The following is a 15,971-nucleotide window of genomic DNA, read 5'->3' as shown; positions in this document are numbered from 1 at the left end:
AGTGATCACCCGAATCGTGCTGAATAGCCATGCCTGATCTGCCAGGCGCCGGCTTTGCGACATTTGACAACAGCCTCATCAGAAAAATCCCATGCCTCACCGTCTATTGCTTCATAGACAGCACGGAATGATGTCTTCAGGCCTGCCAGTGGCTCATTTGACAGACCCCCACTGACCTTCTATTCCTTTCCTGTCCCTTCAGCGGAGGCACTCTGATATTGCCCAATCATTTTAACAGGAGACCTTCGCTGATCCCTCTGGCGATCCATCGGTGGATACTGTCATGATAAAATGCGTTGTAAGATCGTTTGTTGTTTTTGTTTTTTTAATAGCGAACCATGCGTTCGCCAGGAATACGGACTTTAACTGCGATACCTTTCTGAGCAAGCCTATCGAACAACAGCGAATTGAATTCACCCAGGCCAGAGACTATTTCATTCAAAACTTCAGCCATATTAAAGGGCTGGATAATTCATCCGTGCAACTGGCCAGGCTCATTCAACAAAAACGTTTTGACCCTGAAATCGACAGGGGCATTTACCTTGCCCATTTACCGGATTACCTGATCAATTTCAGCGATAAGGTTGATACGAATTTCCTCAAGCAATTACAGATTGCAATTAATGATCTGGAAGATATCGGAAAATGCTTTCATTTCAGAAAACGAGCTGACAAGAAAAAACATCCATTAATGGCTTTGAAGCTCTATGAAAACATCAATGCTATTTCAGAAGATGATCTGAATCATATTTTCTTTGGCTATACGACGTCAGCAATAAAACAGGGAAAACCTGTTAAAGTAGCCCGTGGCACAGATTCCAGGGAGTGCACCCAGTCAAGTTGCATTTTCAAAAATATTCCCATTGAAAAAGCCCGGGAATTTGTTCAATCCCACACGGTGATTCGTCTGGTACACAGCCCGGTTGAACTGGACAGAATACAGGCAATTGCGCCGGAACATCCCGATGAAAAAGATTTGCCATCCAAGACCTGGTTAACCGGTGTCAAACTGTATAAAACCGGTGAAATATTCACTGCCCCGGAAATCTACGTAAATATCGGTTATTACGCTAATCAACGGCTGATTGGCAAGAATGTCCTTCAGCTTCCCTGGGTCACCCAAAAAGGCCTGAACCGCGGTAATACCCTGTTGCTGGACTGGCCCCAGGGCAGCGATAAAGCCAAGGTTGTTATCATGGAAAGTGATGTGGATATTCCTTATGACATTATGCTGGATGCCGCTTTTGGCATTGGCAAACACTTCACGGAGGAATCCTCTTCATCCGGATCCTTACTGGGCAGCCTTCAGGGCATCATCTCCGGTTGGTTCAATAGTTCAGGCTGGGGGGAGGATGACTATATCGGAACCATTGTGATTGACAGGAGCGCCCTAATGGAAGAGATAGCCACTGATGAAGGTTCTGCCATATTGCAGCTCAGTCATGAAGCAGCGGCGAATCATTATCCCGCCTATGGTGGATAACCATGTCCATAAATACTGTTTCATAAACCAGGAGCGGCATCGAATGGATGCCGCTCCTGGTTTTATAGTCAGGGAGATACATCTTAAGCAGCTGCTACAGCCTCAAAGAAAGTGATCAGACGTGCAACAAGCGTCTCTTGCCTGCTATTACCAGGCGTCAGGTCTTTGAGAGCAACGTCTGTATCCGTAGCAGTTGATACTGTGCGCTTCGGTGCAGATAAGACTTCCTCTTCCTCAATGAATAACTCGCTATCCATATCAACACCATCGTCCTCTAGTTCCTTCACATAGCTGGCCATCATGGCTTTTGCGCTGTCTCTCTCAGCTTCAGCTTTGTCAAACAACTGCGTATCGACTTCAAACACACCTTCAGACGTAACGAGTGTTTTTAACTCAGGATCCCAACCTTTCTTTGCAGCTTCAGCATCACGGTACACTGTCTGCCCAGGTGTTGCCTCTGAAGACGATGATGCGGCAGGAAGCTGGGAAGATGCCGATGATTTCTCTTGTTCAAATATATTGCTTCCCGCTATTTCCAACAGGCCTAATTCATTCAGCGCTGCCTCATTGATGGACGTTCGATGACAATCAGAAACAACTTCTTCCGCAATTTCACCTGAAACACTAAGCATTTCATCGATATTGTCCAGGTTTATAGCCCCCTTGGCAGTCAGGTCAGCCATTAATTGAAGAACCGAATCTTTAAGCAATGAATCCATTACGCTCATGGATTTATCGTTACGTTTTACAGCGTTAGTCTCATCCTTAAAATCAACACCATCAACACACAGTTCAAAATCATCATAATACTCAGACTCAATATCAGCCTCAATTTCGTCGAGTTCATCATCGTCATATTCCGGATAATCCACATAAGCAAACTGGAAATGATTTCTATCAGACATGTCTTCCCACTCGACCCGATCAGTATCGTTCCCTGATTCCGTCATTTGGTCAACGTCACCAGCAACCTCTTTGCCTGTTGAGGTAGATTCTTCCAGGGAATCAATTTTGGCCAGCAATGCTTCCCTTTCCAGATTATCCTTATAACGTTCCGCAGCAACCGTATCAAGATCATCCTCAAGCGTTTTACGAATAGTGTTAGCAAGAACATCAGTAAGATCACTATCGTTGGCAACTATAGACAGGTTCTCAAAGTAGGATCGTCTTTCCGAAACACTTAAGCACGTACGATACTGACCTTTAGTAGAATCATCAGACCCAGCACGCAATCCGTTTCCACGATAATTTTGGTCAGACTCGCCCGTCTTAATACGACTTTCTGGATTAAGATCGGCACTCACATCATACCCTTTCCGACTAACCGCTTTTTCGGGATATTTTTTATGTGTCGTGGAATTAGTCTGTACCAGTCTGCTCGTTTGATAGATATTGATTGGTCTGCTCATTTGGAATCCCTCCTTCATTCTTGTGAGCTAATTATACCCCGCCTAAAAAAGAGCGATATTAGACAAAAGACCGCAAGATCAATAGCAAAAAGATAAAAGGCTATAAAAAACAATTAATTAATTTCTTTATTTATTTAAAAGCCTATCAACAGCAGAATTAAGTTAATTACTATTATTAAAAAAGGTTATTATCAAGGTGAAGAATCCAAATGCATAACACTATTACCGTTCTTGGCGCCGGTATGGTCGGCACCTGCTGTGCGATACAACTGGCAGAACGGGGTTATAGGGTGACGCTAGTTGATAAACAACGCCCCGGATACGGAACCTCCTATGGCAATGCCGGCCTGATAAACCGGGGCTCTGTATTTCCGCTGGGTATGAATGAACTTGTTCATCACATGGTGCCTGCCCTGCTGAAACAAACACCGCATGTTCATGTTCATTTACGGCATTGGCCTGCTTACTGGCACTGGCTTTTGGCTCTCATCAAAAACAGTCGCCCCCCGGCGTACCATAAAACGGTTGTTGCACTGGACGCCCTGTTCCAACATGCTCTCAGTGAACATAAACGTTTACTGGGTAAAGCCGACGCCCTGGACCTGCTTCGGGAAGCCGGCTGGCTAAAGCTCTACCGGCATGAGGAATCTTTCCAGGACAGCCACCGGGAAAGAACCTTTTACGACCAACTGTCCATCGGCTATAACATCCTTTCCTCTTCCCAGATCAATGAGCTGGAACCCTCTATTTATAACAGATATGCCAAAGGCTTATGGCTCACAGACACAGCCTCATTTTCAGACCCATGCGCTGTTGTTACCCACTACGCCAATCTGTTTCAGTCATCAGGCGGATGCTATCTGCAAGCGGACATTCAAAGACTGATTCCACAAAATCAGCAGTTCACTGTTGAAACCTCACAAGGGACGCTCGAAACAGACCAAGTCGTTCTGGCACTCGGCCCCTGGAGTAACACACTGACAGAATCCCTGGGTTACCGTTTTCCCATGGCTTGGGAACGGGGTTATCACCAGCACTATGAATCAGCGCCTGACTGTCGTTTACAACATCCGATCTATGACGTCGAAGGGGGATTTGTCATTGCCCCGATGTCCCAGGGACTTCGTTTAACGACAGGTATCGAATTAACCCACCGTGATGCTCCTGCCTCTCCTCGTCAACTGCAACAAGCAGCCATGGCAGCACAACATTGCCTCCCTTTGGGGAATCCGACGGGTGACGTATGGCTCGGCAGTCGTCCCTCTATGCCAGATAGCCTGCCGGTCATCGGTGAAGCCCCCGGGCATCCCGGTCTGTGGTTTGCGTTTGGCCATGGGCATGTCGGGGTTGGCACCAGCGCAATTACAGGTCGATTACTGGCAGAACAAATCACTAACGACAAACCGCTCATTGATATGACGTCGTTTTCACCCTCACGATTTCTGTAACCTGCACATTCACTGACCACCATTTATGTACTATCGTTCAATTTATATACACTGCGTTAACGATTGGTGTATTACTCATCCTTCCGAACACCACAAGCGTGCATGCGCCCGTGAAGATTAACCAATCGACGCCGTAGTTTTCCGTAACAAAGGAGTATTTACCCAGCAGTCATTACAAATGAAGTACCCACGATAACAATGAGAGAGGGTATGACATGCAATTCTGCACAAGCGCACTGAGTACAACCATCCTGACACTGCTTATGCTATTCGGCAGTCTTCCAGCCCACGCCGAAGAGGGCGACTATTCCCGGTGGCGCACGTTTCTGAACCTGTTTAATCCACCGGGCGCTGACCATCCCGTAAACGACAGTGATACCCAGGGAATGTATCCTCTGGCAAAATCGGAATCCGGTTTCAACTACGGCTATAATCCCAAACGCTATTACGCATGGCAGAAAATTGAAGTGCCTGCCAGCACCGGTGCAGCCTGCGGTAATGGCTCGCCTTACAAGTTTTTTGTCAGTACGGTGCCCAATACCAAAAACACCCTGATCTACATGGAAGGCGGCGGCGCCTGCTGGGACTATGAAAGCTGCTCCGGACAATCAGGCATACGTGGCGCGCGTAATGCCAGGGGGATTCCGGATAACTATATGGAAGTGCTGGATCCCACCACCATTATCAATACCGGTTCCATCGCGCAGGTGGCGGTTACACCGTTTATTTTCCGGGCGCATCCCTGGGACCGTGTGAAAACCCAGAAATGGAACCTGGTTTACATCCCTTACTGCACCGGTGATATCTACGTCGGTGACAAGGCAGCGGTCTATGAGGACCCCAAGGGAGAAAAGCCGGATCTGGTCTGGCTGCACAATGGCCTCAAGAATACTCGTTCAGTCATCACCTGGCTGAAAAACAATTTACCACGGCCAACCCAGATGATGACGGCAGGTTGTAGCGCGGGCAGTGTCGGCGCCCTGTTGAATTATATGCATCTGCGTGAGGATATGGCGCCCACCAGAAGCTATCTGTTTGACGACTCCGGACCTGTATTCCAGGCGCCATACAGTAGCACCGATTCGGCAACTTACCCCCAGCTGCCGCTCCAGAAAACGATCATTGACGCCTGGACGACCTGGACACCAAACGGCAACCCGATGGATGAAAATCCGCTCAATGCGCTTCTGGAGCGCTATTCGGCATTTGATACCAATGACTGGTCGTCCATCTACAGCAGCCTTGCCAACCGCTTCCCGTCGGATCGCCTGGGCATGACGCATTTTCTGGATGACGCCAACTACTCCTCATACTCCTATGAGCGGTTTTATGAGGATATCTACAATGATCCGGATGCCGCCTCACGGCTGGAAAAAATCAAAACGCTCTGGCAACAGGATACGTTTGATAACCTGATCCCCCTGCTGGATCAGACCCACAACTGGGGATACTACTTCCCGAGATACCGGAATGTGAACGAATCCCACTGCACGTCCATCATTGAATTCGGCAACGCTGATATTCAGGAACAGAACCTGGTCTTGAAGGATTTTGTGAACAACATTATGGATGGTACCGGCCCCATGATGCGTGCTCATGAAACTGATGAAGTCAGTGATTACCAGAAACCGTTCAATCTGCTCTACTGGCTGGTCGGTCAACTACTCTAATATTTTGATGCCGGGCATTGCTGTCCGGCATCTTTCATTCCCGTCATGATCTACTGCGCATAGACCTTTTCACGGAGTTCCTGAAGCTTCATCGCCAGGTAACGCGAACGGCTTTGCTCATCAGGAAACTGTTCCATCGTCATCACCTCTTTGACCAGTTCGGCTTCCAATGTCTTATATTCCTGAAACTGGGGATCATCGGTTGGGTCCTGACGTTGTACCGCACTGGCCTGAACAGAGTTTTCGATCAACCGGGCTGCTTTTTCCTTAAGAACATCGGTATCTGTTTCAGTCTGATTCAGCCATGCCAGTTCCAGAAACAACGCTTCACCGGCGGATATTTCAGCACGTTCGGCCATATCCTTGATATCCGCCATGACCTGTTCAGCATTAGACTGTTCACCATTAAAGAAATCGATCACATTGTCATACTGCTGCTGACGCGACATGAGTTGTTGATAAGCGCTTTCTGCTTCTTCCTGACTGACTCCAGCTTCTTCTGCAACCGTTGCCCAGCTAAAGGCAACATCAGTGGTATTGTCGTCAATATCCGTCGTCTGGGTGCCAAGTGTATTCAACACGGAAGTCTCAGACCTGGGCTCAGGCAATAACAACTGCCAGCCTGACACAATCATCACCAGTAATACCAGAAATCCCGTTATTCTTGTTTTCATTGTCATCGGCCTGAAGGTATCCGGTTATTGTTGTTAATTCACAAACAGCAATGACAGCATTTACCCACACTACAAAGATCGCTGGACCGAAGGCAAGCAGGAAATAAAAAAAGCGGCTGTCTTAAGCCGCTTTTTGGGTAAAGCTCGATCTTGATTTAACTATGCCGGTCAGGCCAGCAAATCGATAAACAACCGAATCACAACACTGTTCACAATATCGATAAAGAACGCCCCAGCCAAAGGCACCACGATAAAAGCTTTGGGTGAAGCCCCGTAGTGTTGTGTGACAGCGGTCATATTTGCCATCGCGTTAGGGGTTGCGCCAAGACCAATACCGACCATACCGGAACTCATGACAGCGGCATCAAAGTCACGCCCCAGCACGCGGTAGACAGCAAACCATGTAAAGGCCAGCATCAGGCATGTCTGCACCATTAGCAGGATAAACAATGGCCCTGCCATGCTGGCTAATGTCCATAACTGCATACTCATGAGCGACATGGCCAGGAACAAACCTAGGCAGACATCACTGATCACTGCCAGAGAGGGCACAGTTGACGACCACTGTTGTTTACGGAACACCTTGGGAATCAGGTTTGTCACCAATATTCCGGCAAACAGGCACCCGACAAACTCCGGGATCTGGATCCCCATACTGACAAGCCAGCGTGCAGTCGTCGCACCAGCCACCATAGCCAGTACCAACGTAAACAACGCCAAGAGAGTATTTTCTGCATCAATTGGCTCATGCTCTTCGTTATAGCGGCTACCAATGGTGATATGTTCCTCGCTGGTCGACTTAAGGCGATTGATACGGATCAGTCGTTCGGCCAACGGGCCACCGGTAAAACCACCCAGCACCAGACCAAATGTGGCGCAGACAGTGCCCAGCTCCATGGCATTGGTAATACCGTATTTTTCGAACACCGGCGCCCAGGCAATCGCCGTACCGTGACCGCCACTGAGCGATACCGACCCGCTGATTAATCCTATCAACGGGTCAAGTCCCAACAAGCTGGCAATCGTGACTCCAACTGTATTCTGAAACAGCAACGCCAGTATCAACAGCCCCAGAAAAATCACCAGGGTTCTGCCGCCCTGCATCAGGGTGTCCAGCTTGGCAGACAACCCCAGGCTGGTGAAAAACGCCAGCAGGAGAGAGTCACGCAACGTGGTGTCAAACAGAACATCCACGCCTTCAAACGCATGGAACAGACCAAGAACGATAGATGCAAACAACCCGCCCGTCACTGGCTCGGGAATATCATAATTACGGAAGAAAGGGACGCGCCGGTTAATGAACTTGCCGATAAACAGTACCAGAATTGCAATCAGCAGTGTCCTGTGGGTAGACAGCTCAACTACCAAACCAGACTCCTTTAGCAGGTGGAAAGGCTGATCCTCGGCCTGCACTCCCTCCCCACACAAGTGTTCACCTGCCCGCTCAGCTGGGCGGGTCTCTTTCACGGGAACACCGAAAGATTGTGCAGATCATTAACGCTTACTGTGCACAATCCATGATCAGATTCGGGGGATTAACGGGAATGGAAGCAAAGTATCAGGAAAAAGGCTGGCAACGCTAACACACAGACGGACAAGTGTCATTGCTTTCCATGCTAACGACTATAGACCTGTTATCACGGTTTGGCTGGTTTGGGGACACAAAAAAGCCGGAATCATCCGGCTTTTTGCATTTCGTCAAGACGTCAGGATCAGCCTTCGATACCAACAATCTGCCACGGTGCATTGGGCTGATTGAGATCCCGCTCCAGGTGCCAGATGTCGTGAAGATCTTCTTCAACACCTTCAACAGTATCCCGGTAACGGCCAGTAAAGCTGATACTGATCTGCGCTTTGCCGGGCAAGGTGTCAGCGCGCACCAGGTCGGCATCCACATACATCACTTCGGTATGCTGGTCACCCGCAAGTGACTGCCTTTCCCGTACCAGATGCTCAAAGAGCTCTGGTGCCAGGTATTCCCGCAGAACGTTCTGGTCATTGCGGTTCCAGGCTTCCTGCAGGGTACGGTAATGCTCACGGGCGCCTTTCAGGAATGCCGTCAGATCAAACCCCGGGGGCAGGTTCATGGGAACTTCGCTGTCTGCAAAGCCCTGTCCCATCGCAGATACTGGTGCACTACTTCCACCAGCCAGTCGCTCTGTGTCAAAACCGGCATCCGGGGTACTGCTATAACGGTTATCCATTGAGGATCCCATGGTGCTGCCAAAAGGGTTGGACGCCCCATGCCCGGCATAAGCCGTACGACGCTTCATATTCCTGAACAGCACAAACAGGCCAAAGGCCAGCAGGCCGATAATCAGGAAATCCATGATCTGCAGTCCGTTAAAGGCACCGCCTCCGAATAGCGAAGCGAGCAGACCACCTGCCAGCATGCCACCCAGCAAGCCACCCCATAAACCACGGTTAGAGGATTTCTGCTGAGTACCCTGTGCAGACTGCTGCGAGGACTTCTGTGCATTCTGAGTGGTTGTGGATTTCTGGGCATTCTGGGAGTTACCAAACAACCCACTGCCCGGCTGGCTCTTGCTGGGCGCCGGCGCAGTCTTGAACGACTTGCCAAAGCTCTTGCTGCCACCGAATTTCTTGGCTTCCACCATGGGGGCGGAAATCATCAGGGTGGCGGCCAGGAAAACGGTGAACAATGTTGTTATACGCTTCATGGTGCTCTGTTACTCACTGAACCAGAGTCGCCATGCTATGAGGTTTGCATATTTTTTCAACGTTTTTTACAGATAAACGCTGTTGACCTGTATTTCATACCACAGAAATCGGCCATCAAACGGTTTCCGTATTGAGTAGCGCTAAAAATGACGGGAACTCCCGCAAGTTCCGAAAGGCATTTTCATTATCCAGTCCATCTTTCAACGCCGGGGATTTTTCTATCGCGATAGTAATGTCACGCACTGCAGCCTCCTGCTGTCCCAGTTCTGCTTCGGCACACGCGCGTTGCCAATAAGCCAGGGGGTACTCTGCATCGTGTTCAATCGCCTGGTTTGATAGCGACAGTGCCCAACGGGTTTCTCCCAGATCCATCAAGGCATCAGCCTTGTAGGTCAGAGCCTCAACATCTTCAGGATTAATTTCCAGGATCTGGTCATAAATATTGACCTGTTCATGCAGGCTGGATTCCAGCCCGGCACGCATCCATAGCGAGTGAATCTGGTTGGTTTCCGAAATTTTCTCCTGTGCGGCAAGAATCTGCTCCGAACGTACCTTCAGTTTACGTTCCACGTCATGCAAGCGCTGTTCATACTCACCCGTCAACTTGGAAACCTTGCGCTCAACCGTTGCCTCAACATTTTCCTGCACCTCTCGCAGCGAACGCCACCCAAGCAACACCAGAATGGACGCAGCCCCCGTTATGATGAAAAAGATATTATTAGTGGTATCAGTGGTATACCGCATAGCACGGTCTGATGCATCCAATCTGGCCTCTGCAACCTTTTCAGCCATCTCTGCACGCATGGCCTGCAACTGCTGACGCAACAGTTTCAGTTCATCGAGTATGTAACGCTCAATAAATGGTTTATAGAGTGGTTCATCAATGGTTTCACTCACTAGGGCTTCTTCCCGAGCCTGGGCGTTTGTCAGCCCTAGGAGTACCAGCAGCAATGCTGCAAGCAGGTTTCGTTTAATCATTTAATGCCTGTTCCTTCAGTCCATAACCTTCAGCGTAGAACGCCTGTTCAAATTGAGAAGATTTTTTCAATGAAGAAAAATCCTTTGGCACCCTACTCTTGCATGCGCCAGGTTATGATGAGATCCACGTTATCTCTCAACCCTGTTTTACCGAATTTGTCTGACTTTATCGTGACAGAAAAACGCCTTTGATCCGGTGCGACATTTCCCCCATCACCAGCCAAAACCGCTCTGTTCTTGCTGACAACAGACTGCCACCGTTAATATCATCAATGTTTACGGCCATTCTCACGGCCTGCGATCAATTCCGAGGACGATCTCTTGCACGTACATATCCTGGGTATCTGTGGCACCTTTATGGGCAGCCTGGCGCTGCTGGCCAGGGAGCAGGGCTTCCATGTCACCGGTTCTGACCAGAACGTCTACCCCCCCATGAGCACCCAGCTGGAAGAACAGGGTATTGCGCTCGTGGAGGGCTACAGTCCTGATCAGTTCAATCCCAGACCTGACCTGGTCGTGATCGGCAACGCCATGTCCCGTGGAAACCCGGCGGTCGAATATGTGCTGAACGAAGGACTTCCCTACACCTCGGGCCCCCAGTTTATGGCTGACCATATCCTCAGGGATCGCTGGGTGATGGCCGTTGCCGGCACCCATGGAAAAACGACGACGTCCGCCATGCTGGCAGTCATTCTTGAGCATGCCGGCATGGCGCCGGGCTTTCTGATTGGTGGTGTACCGTCTGATTTTGGTCTGTCAGCCCGTATGGGCGGCACGCCTTTCTTTGTGATCGAAGCGGATGAGTACGACACCGCCTTTTTCGACAAGCGCTCCAAGTTTGTGCATTACCGGCCACGCACGGCCATCCTGAATAACCTGGAATTTGATCACGCGGATATCTTCGAGAACCTTGGCGCCATCCAGAAGCAGTTTCACCACCTGGTTCGTACCATTCCCGGCAATGGACTAATCATTAAACCCACGGATGACGCCAATCTGAATGCCGTCATTGAGATGGGCTGCTGGAGTGACGTCAGCAATATAGGACCTGATAGCGACTGGCAGGCCATCCCCATCGCCAAGGATTGTTCCCGCTTTACCATCCAGCACTGCGGCACGGCAGTGGGCGACGTCTGCTGGGGGCATACCGGTCGACACAACATGCATAACGCCCTGGCCGCGATCATTGCCGCCCGGCATGTCGGCGTGCAACCGGCCCTGGCCTGCGAGGCCCTGTCCGGCTTCCTTGGTGTGAAACGGCGCATGGAATTACTGGCAGAGATTGACGGTATCCGCATTTATGATGATTTCGCCCATCACCCCACCGCCATTGCCACAACGCTGGAAGGCCTCCGTGCCAGCGTCGGTGCAGACGCCACTATCCGGGCCATCATTGAACCCCGCTCCAACACCATGAAAATGGGGATTCACAAGGGCCACCTGGCGGCGGCAACAGCGGCAGCCAGCGATGTCACCTGGCATGAACCCGAAGGGCTGGGATGGTCACTGTCAGACGAAGTTGCCCACAGTCCGGTGCCCGCTAATACAGACCCTGACATTGACCATATTGTTTTCTCACTGGCTGAGCAGGCCAGAACGGGAGATCACCTGGTCATCATGAGCAACGGCGGTTTTGGTGGACTGCACCAGAAACTCATTAATGCCCTGAACCACAGGGTATCCGCATGAATCAGGCACCCGATAAATCACACACTGTCACCCTTGCGCTGACAGGCGCTTCCGGTGCCCAGTATGGCCTGCGACTGCTGGAATGCCTGGTCGCTGCCAACCGGCAGGTGTATTTCCTGCTTTCCAAGGCGGCCCGCGTGGTGATTGCTACGGAAACGAACCTGAAACTTCCCTCCGGCCGTCAGGATCTCCAGGCTTTCCTGACGGACCGATACCGCGCCAAACCCGACCAGATTCGGGTTCTGGGCAACGAACAGTGGATGTCCCCTGTCGCATCAGGCAGTGGCGCACCATCACAGATGGTGGTCTGCCCGGCGAGTACCGGGACGCTGTCAGCGATTGCCACCGGCGCCAGCAACAACCTGATTGAGCGCGCCGCAGATGTTGCCCTGAAAGAGCGACGCCAGTTGATCATCGTGCCACGCGAAACACCCTATTCAGCGATTCACCTGGAGCATATGCTGTCGTTGACCCGGATGGGTGCCGTCATTCTCCCGGCCAGTCCCGGTTTTTATAACCAGCCTGAAACCGTGGATGACATGGTGGATTTCATCGTTGCCCGGATACTGAATCATCTGGGTATTGACCATAGCCTGATACCCCGGTGGGGAGAGTAAATCTCCCCATCAGGCGGCATTGATCAAAGCCAGTGTGTTATCCAGCATACGAACCGAGAACGCCCACTCATTGTCGTACCAGGCCATGACCTTGACCTGTTGTCCCTGCACCCGAGTCAGACTCGCGTCGAACACGGACGATGCCGGGTTATGGTTGAAATCCATAGAGACCAGCGGCACCTCATTCACAGCGAGCACCGTACTTTCCTGACTGGCGCTTCGCACAGCATCATTCACAGCTTCAACCGTTGTTGTACGACTGGCCACAAAACAGAAGTCCACCAGCGACACGTTGATAGTAGGCACCCTCACAGCCAGTCCGTTAATCTTTCCGGAAAGTTCAGGCAGCACGAGCCCCACAGACTCAGCAGCCCCCGTCTTGGTCGGAATCATGTTCAGAGCGGCTGCACGAGCACGATACAGATCGGAATGGTAGACATCCGTCAAACGCTGATCATTGGTATAGGCATGGATAGTTGTCATCAGGCCGGACTCAATCCCCACGGCATCCTGCAAAACAGCCGCAACAGGCGCCAGGCAGTTTGTGGTACAGGAAGCACAGGAAATAATCCGGTGCGCTGACGTCAGCGTATTGTCATTCACACCGTACACAATCGTTGCATCAGGATCCTTGGCTGGCGCAGAAATGATCACCTTCGCGGCACCGGCTTCCAGATGCTTGCCGGCGCCTGCCTGATCCCGAAACACACCGGTACACTCATGAACCACTTCAACATTGAGGGATTGCCAGGGTAAACGGGCGGGATCTTTTTCAGAAAAACAACGAACAGGCTCACCATCCACGGTAATGCAGTCACCTTCCACATCCACAGTACAGCCAAACCGGCCATGGGTCGTATCGTATTGAAGGAGATGTGCATTGATCCTGGCATCACCCAGATCATTGATCGCTACTACACGGATGCCTTTCTGACGATAACCATGCTCATAGACCGCTCTGAGCACATTACGTCCGATTCTGCCGAAACCGTTAATTGCCAGATTGATTTCGCGCATCTTACACACCTTTTGTCGTTTATTAGCTCAAGTAAGCAGCAGGCACGCCTGACTGCTTCCAGGCTTTTAAAAGTAGATGACTCAAGGGGAAAGGGCAGGATTTAGTCCCTGGGCAGGATCAAACTGTTTCAGCCAGCTCGCGACAGCATCCAGCATCACGGCCAGTGACTGACTTTTTGAGATGCCTGGAGCGACCGTTTCCAGGTAAAACCTATCGGGCAATTCACTACGCACTACCGCATGCTGATAAGCGGCATGTGGCTGTGTCGAAACCATCAGTATCGAGCCCGGCGAAGGGTTGCGCTGCAGCCAGCTTCTGACCGTATCCCGGGTATTGGGACGTACCCACTGCTGATGCTGCCATGTTCTTTCCGTATCGAAAAAATCCACCGGCAACCTGCGCATGGACGGTGGTAGATCAACATACAGGTACAACAAACGGGCCGCTTCCGTTTCGTGCATGGGAGCTGCATCACCTGAAAAATGGGCAACATCCGTTTTTTGCTGCAGGGACTTCATCAGTGACTGGAAATGGTCTGCGGATGCATCCAGCGGGCGCTGTCCCGTCAGAAAGACCAGCCGATTGAAACGCACACCTTCACGCCATAATTCGGCCAGGTAGTGAGTCCTTTCCAGCATACCCGGGCTGGTTGCGCCGAGAATGACACCATATTCATAGTGCTCTTTGACAGGCTTAAGCGCCTGGCTGAAGCCGAGCTGTCGCAGGTCTTCATGCACACGCACCTCCTGCTCCGGCGTTACCTCAACCTCAGCCAGTTCCCAGCGTTCCTGCCCCGGCTTACGCGCCCAGCGTGAGAAAGCCCGGGTAATCCCCTGCCAGTTGCGACTGACTGGCATATCCAGGTTTTCCTGTAACGAAACCAGTGCATCCGGCACGGTCAATTCCTGCGTCATTCCCTGACCTGTCTGGAAAAGTGCAACCAACAGCAGCCCCAGCGTGATCAATCCGGATCGATAGACCACCTGATATCGGTGATTTGCTGCCTTCTTCATACTGCTTTACTGCTCTAATGATTCCGTATCCAGATGAAGCGCCAACCAGACGGTTTCCTCATCGGGTGATGTCCATTCCACCCGGTGACGACAATGGGCTGGCAGGAGAATATAGTCGCCAGCCTGCAGGTTAACTAACTCTCGTTCACCGGCCAGGCGTAGCTTCGCCGCTCCCCGTACCACCATGACCCATTCATCCTGCAACTGGTCATACCATTCACCCTTTGGGGTCACATGCCCACGGGACAGAATACGCTCAAGCTTTACCCCCTTGCGTTCAAGCAAGGTCTCGAAATATTCCTCATCGGTTGCATACTGACGTTGACCAAACAGGCTTTCACATTTCATGGCTGATTCACATCTTAGACGGCAGAAAGCCTGATATTGAATAATCAGACCTGATACACCAGGGACAGGAAGGAAAGACGCCCTCGGTTATTGAGGGCCATTATTAGGCATCTGTACGGTCTTGCCGGCAATATCCGTGAAGTGGTTATCCAGTTCAGGTAACGACCAGTCCTGTGGATATTTCTGCGCCAGCGCTTCCAGCAGGGCGGAATACTGTTGTGACGGCTTATTCAGCAGGTAAAGCAGGAAAGTGTAAATCCTGTCAGCCACCTGCTTATTGAAAGCCTGTTTCTGCACGTCCGTAATCGTGCCCTTGCCGTGCAGCTCATCAACAATGCCGTTTTCGAGGCAATTAGCAGCAATGATCAGCGCCAGTTGCTTGACGGTATCTTCGTTCATCCTGAACACACCTTCCTGATGGTTATATATAAAAACTAGCTGGAAACAGCCGTTGATCAAGCGATCAGCGGATATTGCCAGCTATCCGTTCAAGCTCACGTCACAGGACAGCCCGGCGCCATGGACTGTTCAGGCATCAGCAGACGGCATTGACTGTTATCATCCGTTTCCGCACACAAGAGCATGCACTCTGACAACTCGCCCCGCATCCTGGCCGGTTTCAGGTTCGTCAGTACGACGACCTCATGTCCCAACAGCTCATCTGCCGTGTAATAATCAACCAGGCTCGTCACTGTCTGACGGGGCTTTTCCTCACCGATATCGATTTGTACCTTGTAAAGCTTTTCTGTATCAGGCACCCGCTCAACCGACAATACCTTGCCAACCCGAATATCGAGTTTTTTGAAATCTGCAAAAGTGATTTCCGACATACCCTCTCCTGAAAAACCTGTACAGGGAAAACCAGGGAGAAATTATGAATAGACGGGAAGTGGTGAGGGAACTGCCAAACAGACCTATTTAACGGATGCATGACGCGCATCA

Annotated in this window: 15 protein-coding genes; 5 read left to right on the top strand and 10 right to left on the bottom strand. The window is 50.8% G+C overall.

What is annotated here, in order from left to right; all coding sequences use genetic code 11:
• The first annotated feature begins 283 nt into the window (after positions 1 to 283).
• Positions 284 to 1,483: a hypothetical protein gene (locus tag AC27K1_RS12835; protein ID WP_487151042.1), complete on the top strand. Its 1,200-nt coding sequence runs from the start codon at positions 284 to 286 to the stop codon at positions 1,481 to 1,483.
• An 83-nt stretch (positions 1,484 to 1,566) separates the two neighbouring features.
• Here the strand turns inward: AC27K1_RS12835 and AC27K1_RS12830 are convergent, their stop codons facing one another.
• Positions 1,567 to 2,892 carry a hypothetical protein gene (locus AC27K1_RS12830; protein WP_487151040.1) on the bottom strand — a complete coding sequence of 442 codons (1,326 nt, stop codon included), beginning with the start codon at positions 2,890 to 2,892 and terminating at the stop codon, positions 1,567 to 1,569.
• A gap of 209 nt (positions 2,893 to 3,101) precedes the next feature.
• Between AC27K1_RS12830 and AC27K1_RS12825 the strand changes: the two genes are divergently transcribed.
• Both AC27K1_RS12825 and AC27K1_RS12820 read left to right on the top strand, forming a co-directional pair.
• On the top strand, positions 3,102 to 4,340 hold the full coding sequence (locus tag AC27K1_RS12825; protein ID WP_487151039.1) for an NAD(P)/FAD-dependent oxidoreductase: 1,239 nt from the start codon (positions 3,102 to 3,104) through the stop codon (positions 4,338 to 4,340).
• A gap of 215 nt (positions 4,341 to 4,555) precedes the next feature.
• Positions 4,556 to 6,010, top strand: a complete 1,455-nt coding sequence (locus tag AC27K1_RS12820) for a pectin acetylesterase-family hydrolase (RefSeq protein ID WP_487151038.1) — start codon at positions 4,556 to 4,558, stop codon at positions 6,008 to 6,010.
• 50 nt (positions 6,011 to 6,060) lie between these two features.
• On the opposite strand, the gene AC27K1_RS12815 is transcribed toward AC27K1_RS12820, so the two are convergent.
• The 4 genes from AC27K1_RS12815 to AC27K1_RS12800 form a co-directional block, all read right to left on the bottom strand.
• The gene (locus AC27K1_RS12815; protein ID WP_487151037.1) at positions 6,061 to 6,684 is read right to left on the bottom strand and encodes a hypothetical protein; all 624 of its coding nucleotides are present in this window, start codon (positions 6,682 to 6,684) and stop codon (positions 6,061 to 6,063) included.
• Between the two features lie 168 nt (positions 6,685 to 6,852).
• Positions 6,853 to 8,151 (bottom strand): sodium/glutamate symporter, encoded by a 1,299-nt coding sequence (gltS, locus tag AC27K1_RS12810; RefSeq protein WP_487151035.1) that lies wholly within the window; start codon positions 8,149 to 8,151, stop codon positions 6,853 to 6,855.
• 245 nt (positions 8,152 to 8,396) lie between these two features.
• A complete protein-coding gene (locus AC27K1_RS12805; protein WP_487151034.1) occupies positions 8,397 to 9,365 on the bottom strand; it encodes a Tim44 domain-containing protein in 969 nt (322 codons plus the stop codon).
• Positions 9,366 to 9,480: 115 nt separating this feature from the next.
• Complete coding sequence (locus AC27K1_RS12800; RefSeq protein ID WP_487151032.1) at positions 9,481 to 10,344, bottom strand: tetratricopeptide repeat protein; 864 nt, start codon at positions 10,342 to 10,344, stop codon at positions 9,481 to 9,483.
• Between the two features lie 321 nt (positions 10,345 to 10,665).
• Here AC27K1_RS12800 and mpl point away from each other — a divergent pair, with 321 nt between their 5' ends.
• A complete protein-coding gene (gene mpl, locus AC27K1_RS12795) occupies positions 10,666 to 12,033 on the top strand; it encodes a UDP-N-acetylmuramate:L-alanyl-gamma-D-glutamyl-meso-diaminopimelate ligase (RefSeq protein ID WP_487151030.1) in 1,368 nt (455 codons plus the stop codon).
• Entirely contained in the window at positions 12,030 to 12,650 is a 621-nt protein-coding gene (locus AC27K1_RS12790; RefSeq protein ID WP_487151029.1) for a flavin prenyltransferase UbiX, read from the top strand. Before mpl ends, AC27K1_RS12790 begins: the two co-directional genes overlap by 4 nt.
• A 9-nt stretch (positions 12,651 to 12,659) precedes the next feature.
• On the opposite strand, the gene gap is transcribed toward AC27K1_RS12790, so the two are convergent.
• From gap to AC27K1_RS12765, 5 genes are all read right to left on the bottom strand, one after another.
• Positions 12,660 to 13,667, bottom strand: coding sequence for a type I glyceraldehyde-3-phosphate dehydrogenase (gene gap, locus AC27K1_RS12785; RefSeq protein ID WP_487151027.1), 1,008 nt, complete (start codon positions 13,665 to 13,667; stop codon positions 12,660 to 12,662).
• Positions 13,668 to 13,748: 81 nt separating this feature from the next.
• Complete coding sequence (locus AC27K1_RS12780) at positions 13,749 to 14,681, bottom strand: hypothetical protein (protein WP_487151025.1); 933 nt, start codon at positions 14,679 to 14,681, stop codon at positions 13,749 to 13,751.
• 6 nt (positions 14,682 to 14,687) lie between these two features.
• Positions 14,688 to 15,029: a cupin domain-containing protein gene (locus AC27K1_RS12775; protein WP_487151024.1), complete on the bottom strand. Its 342-nt coding sequence runs from the start codon at positions 15,027 to 15,029 to the stop codon at positions 14,688 to 14,690.
• 87 nt (positions 15,030 to 15,116) lie between these two features.
• Complete coding sequence (locus AC27K1_RS12770; RefSeq protein ID WP_487151022.1) at positions 15,117 to 15,428, bottom strand: hypothetical protein; 312 nt, start codon at positions 15,426 to 15,428, stop codon at positions 15,117 to 15,119.
• Between the two features lie 95 nt (positions 15,429 to 15,523).
• Entirely contained in the window at positions 15,524 to 15,859 is a 336-nt protein-coding gene (locus tag AC27K1_RS12765) for a tRNA-binding protein (RefSeq protein WP_487151021.1), read from the bottom strand.
• Between the last annotated feature and the right edge of the window lie 112 nt (positions 15,860 to 15,971).

Source organism: Kistimonas ophiarachnellae, from assembly GCF_057552235.1.
This window is presented reverse-complemented; position numbering and strand designations above follow the sequence as displayed.

Excerpts from the sequence above, each read along its gene's own strand:
- AC27K1_RS12835 (WP_487151042.1), top strand. The coding sequence starts at position 284 with ATGATAAAATGCGTTGTAAGATCGTTTGTTGTTTTTGTTTTTTTAATA.
- AC27K1_RS12830 (WP_487151040.1), bottom strand. The coding sequence starts at position 2,892 with ATGAGCAGACCAATCAATATCTATCAAACGAGCAGACTGGTACAGACT.
- AC27K1_RS12825 (WP_487151039.1), top strand. The coding sequence starts at position 3,102 with ATGCATAACACTATTACCGTTCTTGGCGCCGGTATGGTCGGCACCTGC.
- AC27K1_RS12820 (WP_487151038.1), top strand. The coding sequence starts at position 4,556 with ATGCAATTCTGCACAAGCGCACTGAGTACAACCATCCTGACACTGCTT.
- AC27K1_RS12815 (WP_487151037.1), bottom strand. The coding sequence starts at position 6,684 with ATGAAAACAAGAATAACGGGATTTCTGGTATTACTGGTGATGATTGTG.
- AC27K1_RS12805 (WP_487151034.1), bottom strand. The coding sequence starts at position 9,365 with ATGAAGCGTATAACAACATTGTTCACCGTTTTCCTGGCCGCCACCCTG.
- AC27K1_RS12800 (WP_487151032.1), bottom strand. The coding sequence starts at position 10,344 with ATGATTAAACGAAACCTGCTTGCAGCATTGCTGCTGGTACTCCTAGGG.
- AC27K1_RS12790 (WP_487151029.1), top strand. The coding sequence starts at position 12,030 with ATGAATCAGGCACCCGATAAATCACACACTGTCACCCTTGCGCTGACA.
- gap (WP_487151027.1), bottom strand. The coding sequence starts at position 13,667 with ATGCGCGAAATCAATCTGGCAATTAACGGTTTCGGCAGAATCGGACGT.
- AC27K1_RS12780 (WP_487151025.1), bottom strand. The coding sequence starts at position 14,681 with ATGAAGAAGGCAGCAAATCACCGATATCAGGTGGTCTATCGATCCGGA.
- AC27K1_RS12775 (WP_487151024.1), bottom strand. The coding sequence starts at position 15,029 with ATGAAATGTGAAAGCCTGTTTGGTCAACGTCAGTATGCAACCGATGAG.
- AC27K1_RS12770 (WP_487151022.1), bottom strand. The coding sequence starts at position 15,428 with ATGAACGAAGATACCGTCAAGCAACTGGCGCTGATCATTGCTGCTAAT.
- AC27K1_RS12765 (WP_487151021.1), bottom strand. The coding sequence starts at position 15,859 with ATGTCGGAAATCACTTTTGCAGATTTCAAAAAACTCGATATTCGGGTT.